This is a genomic window from Gilliamella sp. B2969 (genome assembly GCF_026536195.1).
In the GTDB taxonomy this organism is placed as follows: Bacteria; Pseudomonadota; Gammaproteobacteria; order Enterobacterales; family Orbaceae; genus Gilliamella.
Genome location: NZ_JAFNOP010000007.1, coordinates 96669 through 117856, shown reverse-complemented (window position 1 = coordinate 117856; position 21188 = coordinate 96669). Strand labels below are relative to the sequence as shown.

14 protein-coding genes and 1 tRNA gene are annotated in these 21188 nt (G+C 36.9%); 5 read left to right on the top strand and 10 right to left on the bottom strand.

Annotated features, from left to right (window positions below; genetic code table 11):
* Nucleotides 1–171 precede the first annotated feature (171 nt).
* From J3U66_RS07855 to J3U66_RS07820, 8 genes are all read right to left on the bottom strand, one after another.
* Nucleotides 172–339, bottom strand: coding sequence for a hypothetical protein (locus tag J3U66_RS07855; protein WP_267348639.1), 168 nt, complete (start codon nt 337–339; stop codon nt 172–174).
* A gap of 25 nt (nt 340–364) precedes the next feature.
* Nucleotides 365–877 (bottom strand): hypothetical protein, encoded by a 513-nt coding sequence (locus tag J3U66_RS07850; RefSeq protein WP_267348637.1) that lies wholly within the window; start codon nt 875–877, stop codon nt 365–367.
* Between the two features lie 378 nt (nt 878–1255).
* Nucleotides 1256–1966: a M48 family metallopeptidase gene (locus J3U66_RS07845; RefSeq protein WP_267348635.1), complete on the bottom strand. Its 711-nt coding sequence runs from the start codon at nt 1964–1966 to the stop codon at nt 1256–1258.
* Entirely contained in the window at nt 1966–5058 is a 3093-nt protein-coding gene (locus J3U66_RS07840; RefSeq protein ID WP_267348633.1) for a type I restriction endonuclease subunit R, read from the bottom strand. Before J3U66_RS07840 ends, J3U66_RS07845 begins: the two co-directional genes overlap by 1 nt.
* Nucleotides 5059–5343: 285 nt before the next feature.
* Nucleotides 5344–6684 (bottom strand): restriction endonuclease subunit S, encoded by a 1341-nt coding sequence (locus tag J3U66_RS07835; RefSeq protein ID WP_267348632.1) that lies wholly within the window; start codon nt 6682–6684, stop codon nt 5344–5346.
* On the bottom strand, nt 6681–9101 hold the full coding sequence (locus J3U66_RS07830; protein ID WP_267348630.1) for a type I restriction-modification system subunit M: 2421 nt from the start codon (nt 9099–9101) through the stop codon (nt 6681–6683). The genes J3U66_RS07835 and J3U66_RS07830 overlap by 4 nt, the downstream gene beginning before the upstream one ends.
* A gap of 710 nt (nt 9102–9811) precedes the next feature.
* Nucleotides 9812–11305 carry a hypothetical protein gene (locus J3U66_RS07825; protein WP_267348628.1) on the bottom strand — a complete coding sequence of 498 codons (1494 nt, stop codon included), beginning with the start codon at nt 11303–11305 and terminating at the stop codon, nt 9812–9814.
* A gap of 674 nt (nt 11306–11979) precedes the next feature.
* A tRNA-Phe gene (locus tag J3U66_RS07820) sits at nt 11980–12055 on the bottom strand.
* A 158-nt stretch (nt 12056–12213) separates the two neighbouring features.
* Here J3U66_RS07820 and J3U66_RS07815 point away from each other — a divergent pair.
* From J3U66_RS07815 to J3U66_RS07795, 5 genes are all read left to right on the top strand, one after another.
* Complete coding sequence (locus J3U66_RS07815; protein WP_267334045.1) at nt 12214–12663, top strand: FxsA family protein; 450 nt, start codon at nt 12214–12216, stop codon at nt 12661–12663.
* 133 nt (nt 12664–12796) lie between these two features.
* Entirely contained in the window at nt 12797–13090 is a 294-nt protein-coding gene (locus tag J3U66_RS07810) for a co-chaperone GroES (protein ID WP_034915350.1), read from the top strand.
* 46 nt (nt 13091–13136) lie between these two features.
* Nucleotides 13137–14783, top strand: coding sequence for a chaperonin GroEL (gene groL / locus J3U66_RS07805; protein WP_065633806.1), 1647 nt, complete (start codon nt 13137–13139; stop codon nt 14781–14783).
* Nucleotides 14784–15184: 401 nt separating this feature from the next.
* The gene (locus J3U66_RS07800) at nt 15185–16816 is read left to right on the top strand and encodes a hypothetical protein (protein ID WP_267334044.1); all 1632 of its coding nucleotides are present in this window, start codon (nt 15185–15187) and stop codon (nt 16814–16816) included.
* Between the two features lie 18 nt (nt 16817–16834).
* Nucleotides 16835–18964 carry an AAA family ATPase gene (locus J3U66_RS07795; RefSeq protein WP_267348626.1) on the top strand — a complete coding sequence of 710 codons (2130 nt, stop codon included), beginning with the start codon at nt 16835–16837 and terminating at the stop codon, nt 18962–18964.
* A 311-nt stretch (nt 18965–19275) separates the two neighbouring features.
* Here the strand turns inward: J3U66_RS07795 and J3U66_RS07790 are convergent, their stop codons facing one another.
* Both J3U66_RS07790 and J3U66_RS07785 read right to left on the bottom strand, forming a co-directional pair.
* Entirely contained in the window at nt 19276–19890 is a 615-nt protein-coding gene (locus J3U66_RS07790; protein WP_267334042.1) for a hypothetical protein, read from the bottom strand.
* A 28-nt stretch (nt 19891–19918) separates the two neighbouring features.
* Entirely contained in the window at nt 19919–21079 is a 1161-nt protein-coding gene (locus J3U66_RS07785) for a bifunctional tRNA (adenosine(37)-C2)-methyltransferase TrmG/ribosomal RNA large subunit methyltransferase RlmN (protein ID WP_323849461.1), read from the bottom strand.
* Nucleotides 21080–21188 lie beyond the last annotated feature (109 nt).

The following is a 21188-nucleotide window of genomic DNA, read 5'->3' as shown; positions in this document are numbered from 1 at the left end:
TTGATAAAAAGCCAGCAATCTTTGGCTTTATTTTTGGATACTAAATTAGATTACAGAGTATTTTAATTTCATATTATTCATACAGAACGTTTATATAACGTGTCGAAAAATATTATTTCTTGAAACAACATATTTATAAATTTTTCAATTCCTGCATTCCTCTTTTATTGCTTATTCCTCAATCTCTTTTACAGGATATTCTAAACCATTGTAATACATATAAAACGTTTTATTAGGTAAGTCAATTTCTTGCGCAATACATTCGCCATAATCATCTACTACAGCTATTTGATTTACATTTTTTTCAAAAACAATTAGGTCGAAAGAACCATTAGTCATACTACTTCCCAATGTTATATTATGATCATAGATAATGTGCACATCTTTGATTATTCTCACCTAAAAGTTCAAACATAGGGAGATTATTAACAACGGGGTTTAATTTATCATTTTGTTTAACGTAGAGATTAATATATTCTCCGCTATAAGGAGAGGAAATTGATCTGATTCTATATTGAATACGTACATCAAAAGCCAAAGTTTCAAGATTAAGTTGATAATTATCTTTATCAATTTCAAAACCAATTAATTCTTCAGCATCACTTTCAAGTGCATCAGGTTGCCAACTAATAGCAATGATTTGACCTGATTGATTATTAATTAATAAAACATCAAGGTCATATGTGTCAACTATACCGTCTTTTTGTAGTAAGGGTAAAACGACAATAGATTTGCTTTCATCTGCTGACCAAACTTTGCAAACACGAGAATGGTGTTGATGATTGAGCAATATATCAAACCATTTTTTACAATCCGCATGACTAACAACTGGTAAGCATAATAGTGTTAATAACAACGAATTTTTTAAACCAATCATTTGATTATACCTTTCAAGGCTATTCTATTGGAATTGAGATTTATATATTATTTACATGGCTGCTTTTTATTCAAATGTGAAGGTTGTTTTAATTTTCAGGTTAATAAACATATTGATATACCTATATTAATGACGATTTTATATAGTTTTTAATTTGGAATAATTACAGACACAAAAAAACAACTTTAATCGGTGTTCTTTTTTTGAATTGGTTCTCGGACGCGGAATTGAAGATACTGTTTAAAGACTCGGAGGGGGAGAAATTTAAGTTATATACGCATCTGGGATTGTATACTGAACTGAATACGTATATTTAGTTAGCTTTAATAATGCTAAAGAAAAACTCACTATAGACAATCATACATTTATTAAAGAAATTTACAGCCAATTATCGTAGTTCAACGGTAATCCATTCAGCAATGCTTTACGTTCTAGCCAATCAGGAAGTAACTTATCCATATGAGCTTTAAAGCGGTCATTATGATTACGCTCAAGTAGGTGTACTAACTCATGAACCAGAATGTATTCTAAACATTCTGGAGGCTTCTTTGCCAGTTCTAAATTCAACCAAATACGTTTTGCTTGTGTATTGCAACTTCCCCATTTGGTTTTCATTTTTTTTACACCCCAAGCAGCGACAGCTACACCTATTTTATTTTCCCAAATAGGTAATAAGTCTGATATTCGCTTTTTTAGTACATTCCGGTAATAAGTCGTCAAAACTAATATTTTTTGCTCAGCAGTTACCATAGGGTTTACATATAAATGCAATCGTCCTCGATTTAGTTTAGCTTCATGCTTACCGATATGCGCCACTACATTGAGGCGATAGCGTCTTCCCCATAGGTAATGACATTCGCCATTGACCATTTCGCGTTCTGATTGCCGAGGTTGTTTTATAAAGTTGTTCTGTTGTTTTTTAATCCAAGGGATACGCCGTATCACAGCCATCCGCATAGCCGCGTCTGTCATATATTCAGGTACAGATGCACGTACTCGTCCATCCGGTGGTAACACGCTGATGTGTAAATTTTTGATTGCCTTACGATTCAACTGTATAGTTATTGAACCAATTTCAATTATCGTCATTATTGATACTCTTTTTGCGCTTTTGCAAGTTCCATTAAAGCCTGAATATCCACTTCATAACCCGCTGTTTCATCTCGAAGAGCATTGGCAATCTCGCGTTCTTTAAAACGATCACCAACCCAATCCGCTTTTTTCGTGTAGCGAATTGTACTATCAATTTTTGTTGCAAGTCCTTCATCTTTTCCAAAGTTATCGTAAAAAGCTCGTTTAGGATTAGTATCCATAGATTTCGGATAGTTGGATGCAGTCTGTTCAGGGCGAACGACCTTACGCGATAATTCTTGAATTTTTTTCAGATAATCTTGATATTCAATCGCTTTTTGTCGGCGAAGTTCAATTAGCTCATTTAATAAAACTGACATTTGTTCGTAATATTTAGGATTAACAGGATTTTCATCAACAATAATTTTTCGAACGTTATTCTCAATAGCCTCAGCCATTGCTTCCGGATTATTACGTAGATTTTCAGGCAGGATATCAATCGCACCGGCACCTTTTTCGACGATTAACTCAATTAATCCTATTTCTTCAAAGTCCATAAGCGCTTTACTATCATCGGCACGAATATACATATCTAACAGGTGTCGCATTGCGGGCTCAAAACGCTTCATCTCGACCAAATCACCACTAGCCAGCTTAATTTCATCACGAACTTTTTCATAGTGGCAAACTTCTGACTTGATTAAATCAATATCTTGAGCAGAATAGCCCGCATCAGACATTTCGTTAGCAATATTAGCAAATGCACGTAATAACTTAACTACGGCCTTGTACAAGGTTATACGAAGCGCTTCTTTATCGGTTAATTCATCTTGATTCAAGCCAGACTCACCACAAAAATAATGAATATAATCTTGAGTCTTTCGTGGGACTTTTACCGGTTCACATAATGCTCGAACCATTTCCAGCGCATTATCCAAATCCAGCTTGGCTTGCTCTAAACGGTTTTTTAGTAAACCGGCTACATCTTCCTTGTCATAATCATCAAACGCACCTTGAGTATAGTCAGAAATTGCTTTACCTAAAGAACGGAACAAATCTTTGTAGTCGATAATATAACCATATTCTTTATCATCACCATCTAAACGATTGACCCTACAAATTGCCTGAAATAGGCTGTGATCTTTCATTTGCTTATCAATATACAAATAGGTGGCTGAAGGTGCATCAAAGCCCGTTAGCAATTTATCGACCACAATCAATAGACGCATCTGCCCAGGCTCATCAATGAAACGCTTTTTAACTTCTGTTTCAAACTGTTCAACCATATTAGCAACTTTGTCTTGAGCTAATTCAAAATAGTCTGCTAGCATTTTGCGGTAACAATCATATTTAAAGAGTTTTTCCGTTAACCCTTCTCCTGTCTCTTCACCTTTAATATTCGCTGCAGTTGGTTGAAAACTGGTCACAATAGCGACCTTTCCAGCTAAGTCTGTTTGGCTGAACATTTCATAAGCTTTACAGGCCTGATAAACATCAGAGCACACTAACATAGCATTACCGTGACCATCCATCAAGCGTGGTTTAGTATCCATATCCAGCAAGATATCATTCACAATCTGTTGCAAGCGTGATTTGCTGGATAACACTTTTTGCATTGTGCCCCATTTTTGTTTAAGCTGCGTTTTTGCTATTCGAGATAAGCCACGCGTTTTCGCCTCAAACCACTCATCGATTTTCTTTTGGGATGTAATGTGTTGGTCGATGTCTCTTGCTTCATAGCGCAAATCCAATACTACGCCATCGGCGACAGCCTCATCAAATTTATAGGTATGAATGTAAGGGCCAAATACCTCAATGGATTTCTTTTTGTCTTTTTTCATCAGCGGCGTGCCCGTGAAACCAACAAACATTGCCTCAGGCAAAATTGATTTCATGGCATCATGTAACTTGTTAGATTGGGTACGATGGCACTCATCGACAAATACAAACAACTCGCCTTTAGCGCTAAAGTTGGATGGCAGTGACTTTTTCAGCTCTTTAATAAACTTATCGGTTTCAGCATCACGTTCAGACTCAGACTGACAGCCAAACTTATGTACCAATGTACAGACCAACCAAGGATTCGGTTGATTTAACGTCGCCACTAAATCGGCACCGCTTTTGGTGCGGTAAATGTCTTCCTCAACCCCTATAAATACTTTTTCAATCTGCTCATCCAGTTCAGTACGGTCAGTCACAATCAGCACACGGGCATCTTTGACATTTTCCCGTATCCATTTAGCTAACCACACCATAGTTAGGCTTTTACCTGAACCTTGAGTGTGCCAAATTATGCCACCCTCACGCTTTGCAATATAATGTTTAGCGGCCTCAATACCAAAAAACTGATTATGACGACAAGTTTTCTTTATTCCCGCATCAAAAACAATAAAATCATGGATGATTTGTAAAAAACGGACTTTGTTACATATACGGCTTAGGTGATAATCAAGTTTATGCGTATAAGTGTTTTCAATTATTTCTTTCCACTCAAGATAATATTTTTCGGGAGTTTCAATTGTAGCATACCGTAAACCTTGCGTATCATTGCCAGCCATTACTAATTGCATGGTAGTGAAAAAGTTACGAATAAAATCCTTTTTTTGGTTATCCAGATTTTGACGAATTCCTTCAGATACCGATATACACGAGCGCTTAAGCTCTATTACGCCCAGTGCAATACCGTTTACATACAGCACAATGTCAGGTCGTTTCTTATTTTCGCCCTTGATAGAGACTTCTTCGGCTATGGCAAAATCGTTGGCTTCAGGATTATTCCAATCAATCAACCATACTGTTTCATTCTGATGTCCAGTACCTTCTTTATCTTTAACACCATAGCGCAACAAACGATAAACATCTTTGTTGGCATAATAGAGCTTTTTACCTTCACCCAGCGCTGCTGCCATATCCAATTGTCGAATAGTGCGCTTAATTAACGTCTCACTTACACCCCGTTTTTTTAACCAATCACTAAGGATCGCAACTTCAATATTCTTATTATTTTCACGATCCCTCCAATCACCTAAATAACGATAACCTAAGTCAGTTTGAAAAAAATGAACAATCCGATTTTGGGTAGCGCGTTCACGCTGGCCGACAATACTCATATTAATTTTCCTTCATCTATGTTTTTAAGCTAAAGGCTCAAGAGATAAGGATTGCTAGTATCTTTTTATCATACAGGTTGTTCTGCCTGATATCCCACTCGCCATCAAATTAGGTAAACTCAGTCCTTTCATACAAATTTAAGCTATTTATAAAAATACGCTTAATTACAGCAGAGAAATGTACCGGCTTACCTATTGCCTTTAGTTAAATTTTATTATTCTTTTATTTAGCAAATTCTCGAGCTTCCGATTCAAGAATTTAATTATTTATATAACGATTTTCACTCACACCAATCTTGTTCTTCCTGTTAGTAACTCCTGCATCATTCCTTGTTTGATTTGGCAGGTTTTGTTTAGACGTTGCTCCAAAGCCTGAATTTCTTCGTCCATATCAGAGAGGATTGTGGCAATGGCGGTTTGTTCCTTTTCATCAGGCAATATAATTTTGAAGCCAAACATATCTTTATTTGTTATCTGGTTAATTGTTGCGCCCATAATTTCGTTTATCTGTTTTTGTATTAGATCTGATTGAAATTGGTAGAAGACAAATACAGAATATCTAGTCCTAAAAATTGACATAAATGCACCAAACGCACTTCCTTCCGCATTCTTATCAATTAACGCACACTTCCCGATAAGCTGGCGACTTCCATTCCGGACACAAACTAAAATATCACCTTGTTTTACTATAACTCGCTCAGATAGTTCCATATTGACGTAAACATTATCCACGTAAGCCAATTTACCATTTTGAACGTTCGACGATCTTAAAACTAATGTACCAAAATCTGCAACATCATTCGGCGAGTATGTTAGACCAATAAACGTTTGACCAATATCTCCGAGCGCACAAATCTCCCAATCCTCCGGTATCTCCCCTAATTCACTCTGTTTGGTGCCTTTTTTCGAACCATCTTCGCGCAAGGTGAATTGTGGTAGACGAGTGCGGCCAGTAAGGAGTTGTTGCATGGTGGCGGTTTTGATAGCCTGTTTTTTGGCAATCAGCTTTTCCAACTCGGTAATCAGCAGATCGACATCAGATAGTGCATTGGCTATGGCAGTTTGTTCTTTCGGTTCAGGATAAACTACAGGTATTTTTCCCAGAGATCCTCGAGAAATTCGTTTGTGTGTTGTTCCTCCTACCTGTTCTAAAACAAATTTAAACCAATCTGATGAAGAAAAATATTGATTGTAGAATTCACGATTTGCTATTTCATTAGAAGGTCGAAATATTGTGACATCTACAGACGTGATTACTTTATCTTCTCCAATATCAGGAAGAACGCAAGCTCGTCCTGCTGGTTCTGCTAAACGACAAATTAACAAATCACCCTTGTATAACTCTTTACACTTGAGTGTTTCAAAGGATTCTTCAAAAATATATTTTTTGGCATCTTTTTCAACATATCGACCAATTCCTATATTTCCTGTCTGTATTAACCTAATGCCTTTGTTTGTAATATGTTTCGCTTCAATCCAGTCTCCATCATCAAACAGACTTTTTTGGAAATTTACCAATTCAAATATGGTCTTTACCTCCCAATCCTTCGGAATCACTCCAACTTCAGTCTGCTTATATCCAATTGGAATAAGATTTGGGCTTGCTTCAGCGACTACATTGCTCATAATGTCCACTCCAACCCCATTGCTTTTAAGTGACTAGCCACTTTATCACTCAGACTTGTTACCGATTGCATAATCATTGGTAGTGGCTCACTGTAACGCTCTTCCAACTCTTTAACTCGATTGGCCAGTTGTTGGGTAATCCTTTCGATTTCAGCAATAAGGTTTGATTCGAGAGTCGCTAACCATTTATCGTCAACTATTAGAGATTTGATTTCATCAATACTAAGCTTCGAGTACTGCTTAAATACCGCCAAATCAAATGCATCTTGTGCTTCTTTAAGTGCTTTTTTAGCATCAGCCTCACAATCAAACAGTTTTTTAGCTTGTTTAAGTGCAGCTTTTTCATCAGCGTTAGTGGCAACTTTCAAACGCGTAGTGACTGTAGCTTTGGTGACTTTATCTTTGTCATTGACTGCATCATTGAGCAGACCGTCGTCACCACCATTTTCCTCAAGATATGTTTCTAGCTCTTGACTAGCACTATCAAGTTTACTTTGCAATGCATCGACCTTAGCTTGTTCATCAGCAAAATAGCGCGCCACAATAAGCGTAGGCGAAATTAATTCAGCTTTATATTTGGCTTTACCAATCACTAAATCAGGCGTCTCTTTGAGTTTTTCCCCTTTTTCCGCAACCAATTCACGCAGAACTTTACCCACAGACCAACCATCTTGCACTAGCACATATACATCATCTTGCATAGTATCAGCCCAGTAGTCCATTAAGATCTGGTAGATATCATATTTACTTAGCAATGGCGTTCGCGAATAACATTGCAGCAGATCTTCGCTGATCTGATGAATAATCTGTTTTGGCTGCTCACCTTGTTTTATCGCTTTTAGGTTTGCACGTTCAGCCCAATTGGTAAAGGGTTTAAGAGTTTGTGTTGCAAAGCTTTTGAACTCTGCATGATTTAGAATGGTATTTTTCACTTCAGAAGCGTTAATCAACGCTTCGCTATAACCTTCACGCGCAAGTTTGAATAAGGTAGCGCGAATACTCGGGAATATTTGCCAGTAGCGATCTAAAGCATCAACGTCACGATTGGGAATTCCCCCTTGCAGGTGGGCACTAAGATCATGCAGATCTTCCGGTTCGCTAGAATCAATATAGCGCGGAATATTCAGGTTGTAATCATTGGCTTCTATTTCGCTTAATGGTACTATACGACTAAAACGTGGCTGTTCTAGTTGTTTGGTAAACACCTCAACAATTTTGTAAATATCCTGGCTACGTAAGCGATTTTTATTGCCATCTTTGATAAAACCTTTACTGGCATCGATCATAAAAATACTTTCCCTCATCGATGCGTGTTCTTTATCGATCACAATAATACAGGCTGGAATGCCGGTGCCATAGAATAGGTTGGCAGGTAAACCAATAATGCCTTTTATATAACCTTGTTTAATCAGGTTTTCACGAATACGTGCTTCGGCGTTGCCACGAAATAATACGCCATGAGGTAGAATAACTGCGCCTTTGCCAGTGCTTTTTAAACTTTTGATAATATGTAATAAAAAGGCATAGTCACCATTTTTTTCGGGTGGCACCCCCCAGCTGAAGCGATTAAATTGATCCTCTTGAGGATTAATACCGTTAGTCCAGTTTTTATTTGAAAATGGTGGGTTAGCAACCGCAAAATCAAAAGTTTTAAGTTGTCCATTTTCTTCTTTCCATTGTGGATCTGTAATGGTATTACCTTTCCAAATTTTGGCGGTGGCATTGTTGTGCAGAATCATGTTCATACGAGCCAATGCACTGGTGGCGTTATCCATTTCTTGACCAAAAATACTCAAACCACGTGGAGCTTCATCACTGGCTTTTAATAAAAGAGAACCGGAACCACAGGTTGGGTCATAAACGGTGGCGTCCTGCCGAGTATTACTATTAATACCGATCACTTTAGCAAGAATGCGCGACACTTCGGATGGCGTATAAAACTGGCCTTTAGATTTACCCGATTCAGTTGCAAAGTGACGCATCAGATATTCATAAGCATCACCCAATAAATCGTCACCATCGGCACGGTTGGAAGAGAGATCAAGTCCTTCAAATAGACCTATCAGTTTAGATAGGCGGTCAACCATCTCTTTACCTTTACCGAGTTTATCTTCATCATTAAAATCGGCTACATCAATAACACCTTTGAGATCATTCTCTTCAGCTAACGCACTGATGATTTTATTTATTTTATCGCCGATTTCTTTATTGCCTTTAAGCTTAACCATATCATCAAAGCTAGCGCCTTGTGGCACGACAATCAAACCGTAAGGATCGCCTTTATATTTGTCTGATACATACTTCATAAACAATATTGTCAGAACATAATCTTTATACTGACTGGCATCCATTCCACCGCGCAGTTCGTCGCAACTAGCCCAAAGGGATGTGTATAGTTCAGTTTTTTTGATGGCCATGGTTATTCCTAATTATTACTACACTTGCGTAATCGGATGTTGTTTTTTCCGACACGTTTTAAATATGAACAGATTAAAGATTGGAGATAGGGTTGTAATCATTTAACAAAACTGCCTCCAATTTTTGTTTACCGATAAAAACAATGTATTACATTAGGCACCAATCCTACCACAAATTATGAGGGAGTGTGATGTTATAGGTAATAATATTTTGACTGGATAAATAGTAAGATATCTTCTCACTTTCTGGTAAAAAATATAGAATTTTCAGAAATATCACGATTGCCGTCTGTTTGGCTTTTAACAAATTCGCCTAATTTAGGGGCTCTTATATAGTTATGAAGACAAGATCCTACTGTTAACATTATTAAAAGACTACCGTTTCCAAAACCAAAACAATCGGCAAATCCGCCTCAGTCCAATTAAGAGCGGTTAATTCATTACACGCTCACTTTGGTTAATCTTTTGTAGATTACATTGCCGGTTTTCACTTAAAGTTATTTTCTTCAATTTTATTTCGACAATGCCTAATTACTCTTTTTTCGAGCCACCGACACCACCATTGGCGTTGTCGGTCGTAAGCGGTTGTCGCTGAAGAAACTACCGCTCTTTACTCGCCAACTCCGTCGGCTCGGGTTGCCCCTGCCCTGCAACCGTCCTGTTGTTGCTTAGCCTTAATTACGCCTGATTAAATACCCATGACGTAAGGACTAAGGATAGACACAAGTACCGATGCGACTGCTGAGGTAGGGAGAGGTGGATGTAACGCTGCCGACGTTCGTGAGTACAATGAACTGTTCCGAACCGTTGCTGTCGCTTGTCCAGTAGTAGTGAACGGCAAAGCCGGCAGCGGTATAACTGTCCATGTAACCCCATTCGGTGAACAAACCTGCACCAATATTACGATCATAATAATTGCCTGTTGATGGCGGTGTGCCGCCTGTCCAACTGTCTCCAGTTGCGTTAGTTAAGTCTTTGACCTGTGGCAGATGGTAACCACCGCCTAAATTACTACACCAAGATGAGTAGTTAGCAAGATTATCTAGCTTCCTTGCGCGATTGACAAACCACTGCTTTAACTCAAAACCATATTTTAATACCGCTGTATTATTACTATCATAACCGACTATTTCGAAGGTTTGTGGCAAACTGGGAGTAGCAATAGAACCTGGCGATGCTGAATTCTGTTGAGCTTTTGTTGCAACCGGTCCAGTAAGGGTAACGCGGATGTTAAAAGCATCATCGGGGGATGGTGTCATGGTAGCGGTAATACCACCTTGACTTATTGTTGGCCATGTCAATGCTGAACCTTTAATACCACCTATGTCTAAATCAAAATACAGATTATTTGCCCCAGTGGTCGGAAAGTTACGACTGTAACTTGATGGCTCAGTGGATTGTACTCGAAAGCCTTTACCCAGAGCCCAGATATCGTCGGGGCCGACCCCGGGGCCGCTACTGGAGTTGGAGTCGGCTTCATGTTCACCTTCAGCGTCAGGTGTATATAAGTAACAGATTTTAGGCGCGGCTTTAGGGCTGATATAATAAGTGGCAGTACCACTGCTGAAATTACGACTATTTGGTAGCCCATACTGGGTGGTTAAACTACCAGCAGTAGTGGTTAATTCCAATTTATAAGGCGCTTGACAAATATCTAAAGTAGCACTACGACTCACTACTTGATTGGCTTTATCGATAATGCGCACGCTTAAATTACCGGTAGCGGTAATACCATTAGTGCCTTGACCATCACCATCATCATCCCCCCAATAATTGTAAGGCTCACCAATTAAGGTGTTCAAAGCGATAGCATCAGCAGTGGGTGGCACCAACATAGCAATATCAATAAAGCTTTGGTTTTCTTTAGGTAACACTATTGGATTATCTAAGGTTGAAGTATTATTGGAAGGTGTAATGCGGGTACCATCGGATAACGTAATACTTAACAACCCCTCAGTCGTGGTAATTTTAGTTACCCCATTATCAGAGGTTAAATAGGGCTGACTACCATGAATGACTTGCGCCGTAGTCACCGACAACGCTTGAGTCGTAGTGGCATAAGGTAATAATAACAAAGGTATTAAAGCTAAATAGCATTTTATATTGAAAACAATATATGGCGGACGATTAACCAATAATAGCTGTCGTCGACAATGATGTTGAGAGCTGGGTTGGCGAACGTGCGATACTAAACCAGATAGCAACCTCTGCCTAAAATTTGATACGCAATCACACTTTAATTTGAGCAGAAAACGAGAGACTAAATCGAATACTAAACTAAGTTTTAAATTAAGCTTTAGGTGTAATAAATCAGCTAAAGTGTGTTGATATAGATTTTTGACGTAAGGCTGCCAATGTCTTGTGTCTTGTGTCTTGTGTCTTGTGTCTTTATATTATAAAGCATAATGCGCAATCCTTCAAGCAAATTTATGTTTTATTTACACTTTTCCATTTTAGTGCGCAAAAAACTAAACGATTAATTTACCGGTCAAAGTATAGCACCTTAGTAAAATTTAACTACCGATTAACGGCTATTATTTGTAAAGAATGGTAAATGAATAGGGAATGTTATTACTATATGAAAGTTATTAATTTCTGCTTATACGTTCCTTAGCTAAAATTGTAAAAAAATAGAAAAATAGACTTAAATCAGTAACGTTCTAGTCATGCTTGTTAACCTTAATAAATAAAGGTTAGCAAAGCCATTTTACCGATGTATGCGATTATTGAAGCCAATCTACCTGGCTGTGTATTCGATATTGTACTTGACTTGATTTAACACTGGTGAAAGTTGATTGATAAGAAAATACGTTGCAAGGCTTATGGGAAAAGGCTAAGACACAAAAAAACCAGCTTTCGCTGGTGTTCTTTTTGGAATTGGTGCCCGGACGCGGAATCGAACCACGGACACGGGGATTTTCAATCCCCTGCTCTACCGACTGAGCTATCCGGGCAACAATGGATGCACATTAAACACGATCTGAGATTATCCGTCAATCCCTTTTGTAAGATATTTTAAAAAAAATAGATTGTTTGGTTGAAAAATAACTAATCATCTATATATCTGGATCTAATTTTAATAATATAACGTCACTTTTTAAGGAATTGTTATATGCGATATCTAGGCTTTATTGTTTTTTTTATTTATCTCTATTTTGAGATTAGTACATTTATGATGGTAGCTAACGCTATTGGCGTTTTTCTTGCCTTAATTTGTATTATTGCAACATCGATTATTGGTTTTTCATTAGTTAAAACACAAGGTTTAAAAAACCTGCGCGAAATGCAACAAAAAATAGCAGAAAATCAGAGCCCTAAAAATCAAATTATTAAAAGTGTTGCTTTATTGTTTGCTGGTTTTCTATTACTTATCCCTGGTTTTTTGACCGACATTTTAGGCGCTATTTTATTAATTCCTTATGTGCAAGAATCGATTGTTAATTTCATTGTGAGAAAAATGCCCAAAAAATCAATATTTTCATCATACCAACGCACTGATAAAAATGCTGATATTATTGAGGGAGAATTTACTCGTAAAGATGATGAAGAATTAATCAATTAAAAAATATTTTGATTTTATTCTCTTGAAGAATTTAAAACAAACCCCATGTAGTATTCACTATATTATATAGATCATAATTTGATGATTTATTGTTAATAATTATTTAATTTAAATTAGTGCTAGGAGATAACTAATGAAAATTCGTCCATTGCATGATCGTGTGATCATTAAACGCAAAGAAGTAGAATCAAAATCAGCTGGCGGTATTGTTTTAACAGGTTCAGCTGCGGGTAAATCAACACGTGGTGAAGTTTTAGCTGTTGGTAATGGTCGCATTTTAGAAAATGGTCAAGTTCAACCATTAGACGTTAAAGTTGGCGATATCGTTATTTTCAATGAAGGATATGGCGTTAAAACAGAAAAAATTGATAACGAAGAAGTGCTTATCTTATCTGAAAGCGATATTTTAGCCATTGTTCAAGCGTAATTGGCAAATAATTTAATTTATAGACAGAATTCAGGAGAAATACAAAATGGCAGCTAAAGATGTAAAATTTGGTAATGACGCTCGCGTTAAAATGCTTAAAGGCGTTAATGTACTAGCTGATGCAGTTAAAGTCACTTTAGGTCCAAAAGGACGTAACGTAGTATTAGATAAATCATTTGGTGCACCAACTATTACTAAAGATGGTGTGTCAGTTGCTCGTGAAATCGAATTAGAAGATAAATTCGAAAACATGGGTGCACAAATGGTTAAAGAAGTAGCTTCAAAAGCAAATGATGCTGCTGGTGACGGTACAACTACTGCAACAGTCCTTGCTCAAGCGATTGTTAATGAAGGTTTAAAAGCGGTTGCGGCTGGCATGAACCCAATGGATTTAAAACGTGGTATCGATAAAGCTGTTGTTGCAGCAGTTGAAGAGCTTAAAAAATTATCTTCACCATGCGCAGACTCTAAAGCGATTGCACAAGTTGGTACTATTTCAGCAAACTCTGATGAAACTGTGGGTACTTTAATTGCACAAGCAATGGAAAAAGTGGGTAAAGAAGGTGTTATCACTGTTGAAGACGGCACAGGTTTACAAGACGAACTTGATGTTGTTGAAGGTATGCAATTTGACCGTGGTTATTTATCACCATATTTCATCAATAAACCAGAAACAGCGACTGTTGAATTAGACAGCCCATATATTTTATTAGCTGATAAAAAAATCTCTAACATTCGTGAATTATTACCAGTATTAGAAGCAGTTGCTAAAGCAGGTAAATCACTATTAATCATTGCTGAAGATGTTGAAGGCGAAGCATTAGCAACATTAGTTGTTAATACTATGCGTGGTATTGTTAAAGTTGCCGCAGTTAAAGCACCTGGTTTTGGTGACCGTCGTAAAGCAATGTTACAAGACATCGCGATTTTAACAGCTGGTACTGTAATTTCAGAAGAAATCGGTTTAGAGCTTGAAAAAGCAACGTTAGAAGATCTTGGTCAAGCTAAACGTGTTGTTATCAATAAAGACAATACCACTATTATCGATGGCGTTGGTGAAGAGTCTTTAATTACTGCGCGCGTTGAACAAATCCGTAAACAAATCGAAGAATCAACTTCTGACTACGATAAAGAAAAACTTCAAGAACGTGTCGCTAAACTTGCTGGCGGTGTTGCAGTAATTAAAGTTGGTGCAGCAACTGAAGTTGAAATGAAAGAGAAAAAAGCACGTGTAGAAGATGCATTACACGCGACTCGTGCAGCGGTTGAAGAAGGTGTGGTTGCCGGTGGTGGTGTTGCGTTAGTTCGTGCTGCATCTGCAATTTTAGACCTTAAAGGTGCAAACGAAGATCAAAACGTTGGTATTAAAGTAGCTTTACGCGCGATGGAAGCGCCATTACGTCAAATCGTGACTAACTGTGGTGAAGAAGCATCTGTTGTTGTTAACGCAGTTAAAGGTGGCAAAGGTAACTATGGTTACAATGCTTCAACTGAAGAGTACGGCGATATGATCGCAATGGGTATCTTAGATCCAACTAAAGTAACGCGTAGCGCATTACAATATGCTGCATCTGTTGCAGGTCTTATGATCACAACTGAATGTATGGTTACTGATTTACCTAAAGATGATAAAGCTGATTTAGGTGCTGCTGGTGGTATGGGCGGCATGGGTGGAATGGGCGGAATGATGTAATTCATCCTATTTCGTTACAACCCAAAACCTGTTAAAAAACCACCCTTTTATCGGGTGGTTTTTTATTTATTTTCCTTCTATCAAATACTCATTAACTTCACAACTTAATCACATAATCAACACCGTGAATATCAAATAAAAGTCCATTTACACTAATTGTTGTTGAAAATAGCAATACATCTAATTTTTCTTTATGACTTTTAGTTACGCTTTTTTAGAATTGAACCAAGTATGTTGTTTTTTTCTTGTCAAAATGAAATGTAAAATAGATAATAACATGATGAAAAAATAAGGTTTATTTTTTCTATAAAAATAAATTAATTATACCAAACTTTATTACTTTATATGAAATAAGATATAAAGTTATTAAATAATAAGTGAATATAAAAAGGAATAGAACAATGAGTGTATCGTCCAGTAAAAAAGCTGCAACAGTTCAACAAAATGATTATTCAGTAAGACAACGACAAAAATCTACCCGAACAGAATCCCCTCAAGCTAACATTCAAAATAATACTTTTTTCAAAGTTATTTTTTCCGATAATCTTTCTCTTGAACAAAAAGTTCAAGAAGTTACACAAATTTTAGAATTTACCGATAATAAAGAAATAGATCGTGAAAAAGTAGAAGAGTTTGATAAGTTCAAAGAATATCTACAATCAATCTCTGAAGAGATGTCTAAGCAACGTATCGAAATGACTGATACCGAAGTGTTCGCTGAATTGCAACGAGTCTATGCTGATTTTAATAATGACCTTAATGATTTTATTGATAAAATCAAACCGCTTACCGAGATAACTGATGCGCTTTATAACTTACGCCAAAATGGTGAAACACGTAACGCTCTAGCGCAAATAAAAGCAGATCAAGAATGGGATGATGAGAAGCAAGCCGAAAAAAAACAAATACAAGATGAAATCACAAATAACAATACACTAATAACCAAACTAAAAGAAGAAATTCATACTTTAGAGCAAGATAGAATATTCTTCGGACTTGGAAAAATTAAAGCGGCTTCAAAAGCGAAAATAGCAATTAATCAAGAAAAAATAGCGCAATTAGAACAAGATATACAAAATAAAAATACACAATTAGCAAATCTTGAAGAAGAAATTAAACACCGCCATGCGCAACGTAGTGAATCACTTGATGTTGAGAAATTAAAAGAGCTACTGAATTTAACATCAGATGAACACACATTACGACAAGCTGATATGGTTGAATCTGCCTTAAAATTCGTTAACCAAGGTAAAGAGCGTTTTGGTGCTATTCGTGGTCATCTTGAAAAGATGGTTAAACAAATCGAAGGGCTTAGCGACAATAATGGTAATATGATCCAAATTTATGCCATTATGAACGAAGCGACCAAACAAGTTGAAAAAGTCCATCGTGAACGCCGACAAGAACTCGAAAATAAAGATGTTGGTGACAATTTGTTAGAGTCAATGAAACTGGAAGAAACTCGACGTAATTTAGATGAACATATCGATACCGTATCAACCGCAACTGTCGATACTATGCAAACCTATGGCGAATTAACTACCGAAGCAATTAAAATACGTAACATGCAAGCTGCAACTAAAAAACAAGTAGAAAGTGCAAGAGCAATGCATTCACGCGGTATTGCATCAGTCGCTTCACAACTTAGCGTTGTGGTAACAGCGGTTAACTCAGCAGCGATTAATGAAGCGCAATCCATGGCAGGAAATACTTTAGCTGAAATGGCGAGAGTAACTAACGATATTGCTAAGAACGAAGCAATACGAATTGCAACGGGTCGTGATGAAATCAATAACGACTTAGAAGCTATGCTACAAAACTTAGCTGAATTTGGCGATACTCAACGTGAAGCAACAGAAATCACCCGTTCTGCCCTTGAAACAATGCGCGCTAATTTAGAAGAAATCGAAAAAATGTCCAAAGATGTTCAAGGTGATACTCGTGAATTTATTGCAGTAACTGGTGATGTTTTATCTGAAAAGAGTGAAGCCAAAAAAGAAACTAAAAATACTACGTCCCCTTTTAAACTATAACTGACGAAGGAATGCACAATGTACCTAGTTAGAGGGCGTGAATATTTAGCGCAACATCCCAATTTTTCATTAGTGGGAAGAGAGCATGATTTAGAAAGAATATCATCAATTCTGATCCGACAATCATCAAACTCACTTTTACTAACAGGACCAGCTGGTGTAGGCGTTTCGGCGCTTACCCTTGGTTTACAAGCAGCTAAAAATAGTCCTGACACACCATTTGACTTAATTGTTAAAAAACTATTTTGGTTAAATAGTGATGCACTGTTTTCCAGTGGTGATAGCACTAAAATTAATAACGAATTTCAAAATATTTTAAAAAAATTACTGCAAACACCTGAATCGGTTTTAATTATTACTGATACAGCTAATTTTTTAGAAGCGGCACACAATACCGGTAATGCTCATTTTATTAATGCATTAAATAACGCTGATAAATCAGGTAATTTTCAAGTAATTCTAGAAGTTCGTGATGATAAACTTAGTAGTGTGCTAAAAGCTAGTACTAAAATGCCAGAGCTCTACACGCTTTATGATGTAAAAGAGCCAACAGGAAGTGATTTAAAAGCAATTGTTACAGTTGTTGCAAAAGAGCTATCTGAACATCATCAAATCGAAGTTGACGATAATGCTATTGACGAAGCAATACACTTAACAAGCAAATATCGTGATAGTTTGGGTTTAGGTGGAGCACAGCCTCAACGCGCAATATCCTTGCTTGATCGCGCACTAGCAAGCTACCGCCAACTGACGCATAAACAGCACCCTAAAATTGCTGAATTAATGGCTAAAATTGCGAAAAGTACTGATGAAACAGAACGTCAAACTTTGCAACAGCAATTAAATCAATGGCAACAAGATTGGCAAGATTTGAAATCAGAAATTAGCAAAACATATCAATATCAACGTGATGCTGAAACATTACGCTTCCAGCTACAAGACGAAATCACCCAAATTCAGGAGCAAGAAGAGGAAAACAAAATTTCTGATTCTGCGGCCATAAAAACCTTTGCTCAATTGACAGCAGGTGGATTTGACTCGCCAGCTGTCACCAAATTGAAAGAAAAAATTCGACAAATTGATGCCGAAATTGCACAAAATAATGAGCAACATAAAAAACTAGTAATGCTTGCCAATAAAGATTTACGACTAAATCGACAAGAAGTAATTACTGAATTTAGTAAAATTTCGGGAATATCAACCAATAAACTCGATGAAAACGAAGTTGAAAATTTAATTAATTTAGAAGCGCATTTATTGTCACGTATTTTTGGTCAGGATGAAATCGTCAAACATGTAGCTAATTCGGTTAAAGTTGCTAAAGTCGATGCACTAAAAGAGTCTGGTCCAGCAATGTCTTACCTCTTTTTAGGGCCATCCGGTGTAGGCAAAACAGAAATGGCAAAAGCTTTAGCGCAATACGTATATGGTGACGAAAAATCATTAGTGCGATTTGATATGTCAGAATATATGGAAAAACATGCAGTTGCTAAATTAATTGGTGCACCGCCAGGATATGAAGGGTTTGAAGCTGGTGGTATTTTGACTAATTCAGTTAGGGCTAAACCGATTGGTATCTACCTATTTGATGAAATCGAAAAAGCACACCCTGATGTATTTAATATTTTCTTGCAGATCTTATCAGACGGACGTTTAACCGATAATATCGGTCGTACGGTCGATTTTTCTGACATAATGATTATTATGACATCAAATATTGGTCAGCCTTATTATCTTGATCCTAATCTATCTGATGAGGCAGCACGCGAACTAGCAACAAATGAGCTAAATAATACCTATCGTTCAGAATTACTGAATCGTTTTAATGGTAGAGAAAATATTGTTCATTTTAAACGACTACCAATGGAAGTTATTGAGAAGATTATCCGCCGTGAAATTGATAAACTCAATCAAGCTTATCAACCTCGAAACCTAACTATAGAAGTACAAGACGCTTGTCTTAGTGCATTTTGTCATGATCATTATGATATTATTCGTGGTGCAAGAGGTTTACCAGGTTATATTAAAGCCAATATTCGACCGTTTATCGTCAATCACATATTACAAAACCCACTTGATCAAGGCACGTTTAAAATAGTGTATAACCAACAAACGCATAGTTTTGATATGGAATTTTGTAAAAATTAAAAACGCTTCACTTCGTTTTTAGCGAAGTGAAATTTACTACAATAAATTGAAGCTAACAGGTAATGTTCCTTTAGCTTCAATTATATAACCTGTCTTCAATCCAAAACTTTTTAGCGTAGCCACGTAAATTATCAGAAAATTACCCAATAGCAGTAGTAAATAAATTAACCGTTGTGATTTTTTCTCATAGTTATATTACGTAAAGTAAACCATCACCCAAAATGGTTTACTAACATAATTTAATTAAACTTACGCAACAAGCCTAGGGTGTAAACTTCCGCTTTGTACAAGCACGATATCGTTATCAATATTTATTTTTTCGCAACAGAAAATAGATAATTAGCCACCTTAGTATCACCATTTTTTTGGTATAATTGAGCTGTTTTAATGACACTTTCTTGTCGAGATGCATCGTAATTAAAAAGTTGCTTAAACATTAAATCAGCAGTTTTCTGATCACCGTTTTGAATTGCACAATAACCATATTGTTCATACGCATCGGCTTTCCAACGGTGGCGATCTAAATCAATACTTTGTTGAAATTGTTTTTTGGCTTCTTGATAACGATTTCTACCACATAAAAAAGAGCCATAATGGACATGATACAGTCCATTACCGGGTTGCATTAAGGTGATACGTTTGTAAATCATTTCAGCTTCATTATATTCACCAACATGCTGATCAAACATTGCCATTGCTAGCATAACTTGAGGGTTATTAGGTGAATATTGGGCAGCCAATTTCAAGTTATAATGTGCAGCTTTGATATTTTCTGGTGACTCATCAGCTTTAGCCAAATAAGCTAAACCTAATCGCGTTCTAGATAATGCGGCAGCTTCGGGATCAAATTCTTCATGCCCTTTAACTTGGCAACCTGTTAAAGCAATCATGGATAAACAGCTGAAGATGACTAACCATATTTTCATTAACTTTTCCCTTTTCCGTTGTCTATTTTTATGCGGTTTGCTGAACCAAGTTTTGCTTTTTATACAGTGTTCTTTTAGTCCTGTCGACAACTTCACCGGCTAACTGACCACATGCTGCATCTATATCATCGCCGCGGGTTTTACGTACAATAACCGTAAATCCATAACCCATTAATGTTTTCATAAAACGGTCTATACGTGTATTTGAGCAACGAGAGTAAGGAGCACCAGGGAACGGATTCCATGGAATTAAATTAATTTTACTTGGTACATTTTTTAAGAATTGAGCTAATTCATGGGCATGTTCTACGCCGTCATTAATCTGATTTAGTAATACATACTCAATTGTTACCTTGCCATGATTGGCATTTGAAGTAGATAAATAACGTAAAATTGAATCGCGTAACATCGCCATATTATACTTTTGGTTAATTGGCATAATTTCACTACGTATCGCATCATTTGGAGCATGAAGTGAAATCGCTAACGCAACATCAATCATTCCTGCCAACTTATCTAAAGCAGGAACAACACCAGAAGTTGAAAGCGTAACACGTCTTTTTGATAAACCGTAACCAAAATCATCTAACATGATTTCCATTGCCGGTGCAACGTTAGATAAGTTGAGTAAAGGTTCCCCCATTCCCATCATAACAACATTCGTAATAGGCCTATCAGCTAATTTTCCTGTCACACCAATGGCATTTGATGCACGCCAAACTTGGCCGATTATTTCAGAAACGGTTAAATTACGATTAAAACCTTGCTGAGCGGTTGAACAGAATTTACATTCCAAAGCACATCCTACTTGTGAGGACACACACAAAGTTGCGCGATCGCGCTCAGGAATATACACCGACTCAATCATCTGATTATTGCCAACATCCAATGCCCATTTAATAGTACCATCAGATGAGCGCTGTTCCATCGCTATTATTGGGGCTTTAATTTCGGCTAACGTTTTTAATTGTTCACGTAATTTTTTATTAATGTCAGTCATTTGATCAAAGTCATCTATTCCAAAATGATAGATCCACTTCATCACTTGATCTGCTCTAAAAGGTTTTTCACCTAATGATATAAAAAACTCTCTCAATTGCTGGCGGGTAAAATTAAGTAGATTAATTTTTTCATTGGTTGCTGGAGTAGTTTGTGTTATTTTTGCTGCATCTGCACAATTTACAGACATGTTCGGTGTTGATGATGTTAACATAAGGCCTCGTTTTTACACATTATGGCTATTTAAATTTTTAGGGAAAGGATTATACTGGTTTTCACCTTATCTGGCTAATAAATAT

What these genes read in the sequence shown, in the direction of transcription:
- J3U66_RS07855 (WP_267348639.1), bottom strand. Translation starts at nt 339, where the DNA reads ATGACTAATGGTTCTTTCGACCTAATTGTTTTTGAAAAAAATGTAAAT.
- J3U66_RS07850 (WP_267348637.1), bottom strand. Translation starts at nt 877, where the DNA reads ATGATTGGTTTAAAAAATTCGTTGTTATTAACACTATTATGCTTACCA.
- J3U66_RS07845 (WP_267348635.1), bottom strand. Translation starts at nt 1,966, where the DNA reads ATGACGATAATTGAAATTGGTTCAATAACTATACAGTTGAATCGTAAG.
- J3U66_RS07840 (WP_267348633.1), bottom strand. Translation starts at nt 5,058, where the DNA reads ATGAGTATTGTCGGCCAGCGTGAACGCGCTACCCAAAATCGGATTGTT.
- J3U66_RS07835 (WP_267348632.1), bottom strand. Translation starts at nt 6,684, where the DNA reads ATGAGCAATGTAGTCGCTGAAGCAAGCCCAAATCTTATTCCAATTGGA.
- J3U66_RS07830 (WP_267348630.1), bottom strand. Translation starts at nt 9,101, where the DNA reads ATGGCCATCAAAAAAACTGAACTATACACATCCCTTTGGGCTAGTTGC.
- J3U66_RS07815 (WP_267334045.1), top strand. Translation starts at nt 12,214, where the DNA reads ATGCGATATCTAGGCTTTATTGTTTTTTTTATTTATCTCTATTTTGAG.
- J3U66_RS07810 (WP_034915350.1), top strand. Translation starts at nt 12,797, where the DNA reads ATGAAAATTCGTCCATTGCATGATCGTGTGATCATTAAACGCAAAGAA.
- groL (WP_065633806.1), top strand. Translation starts at nt 13,137, where the DNA reads ATGGCAGCTAAAGATGTAAAATTTGGTAATGACGCTCGCGTTAAAATG.
- J3U66_RS07800 (WP_267334044.1), top strand. Translation starts at nt 15,185, where the DNA reads ATGAGTGTATCGTCCAGTAAAAAAGCTGCAACAGTTCAACAAAATGAT.
- J3U66_RS07795 (WP_267348626.1), top strand. Translation starts at nt 16,835, where the DNA reads ATGTACCTAGTTAGAGGGCGTGAATATTTAGCGCAACATCCCAATTTT.
- J3U66_RS07790 (WP_267334042.1), bottom strand. Translation starts at nt 19,890, where the DNA reads ATGAAAATATGGTTAGTCATCTTCAGCTGTTTATCCATGATTGCTTTA.
- J3U66_RS07785 (WP_323849461.1), bottom strand. Translation starts at nt 21,079, where the DNA reads ATGTCTGTAAATTGTGCAGATGCAGCAAAAATAACACAAACTACTCCA.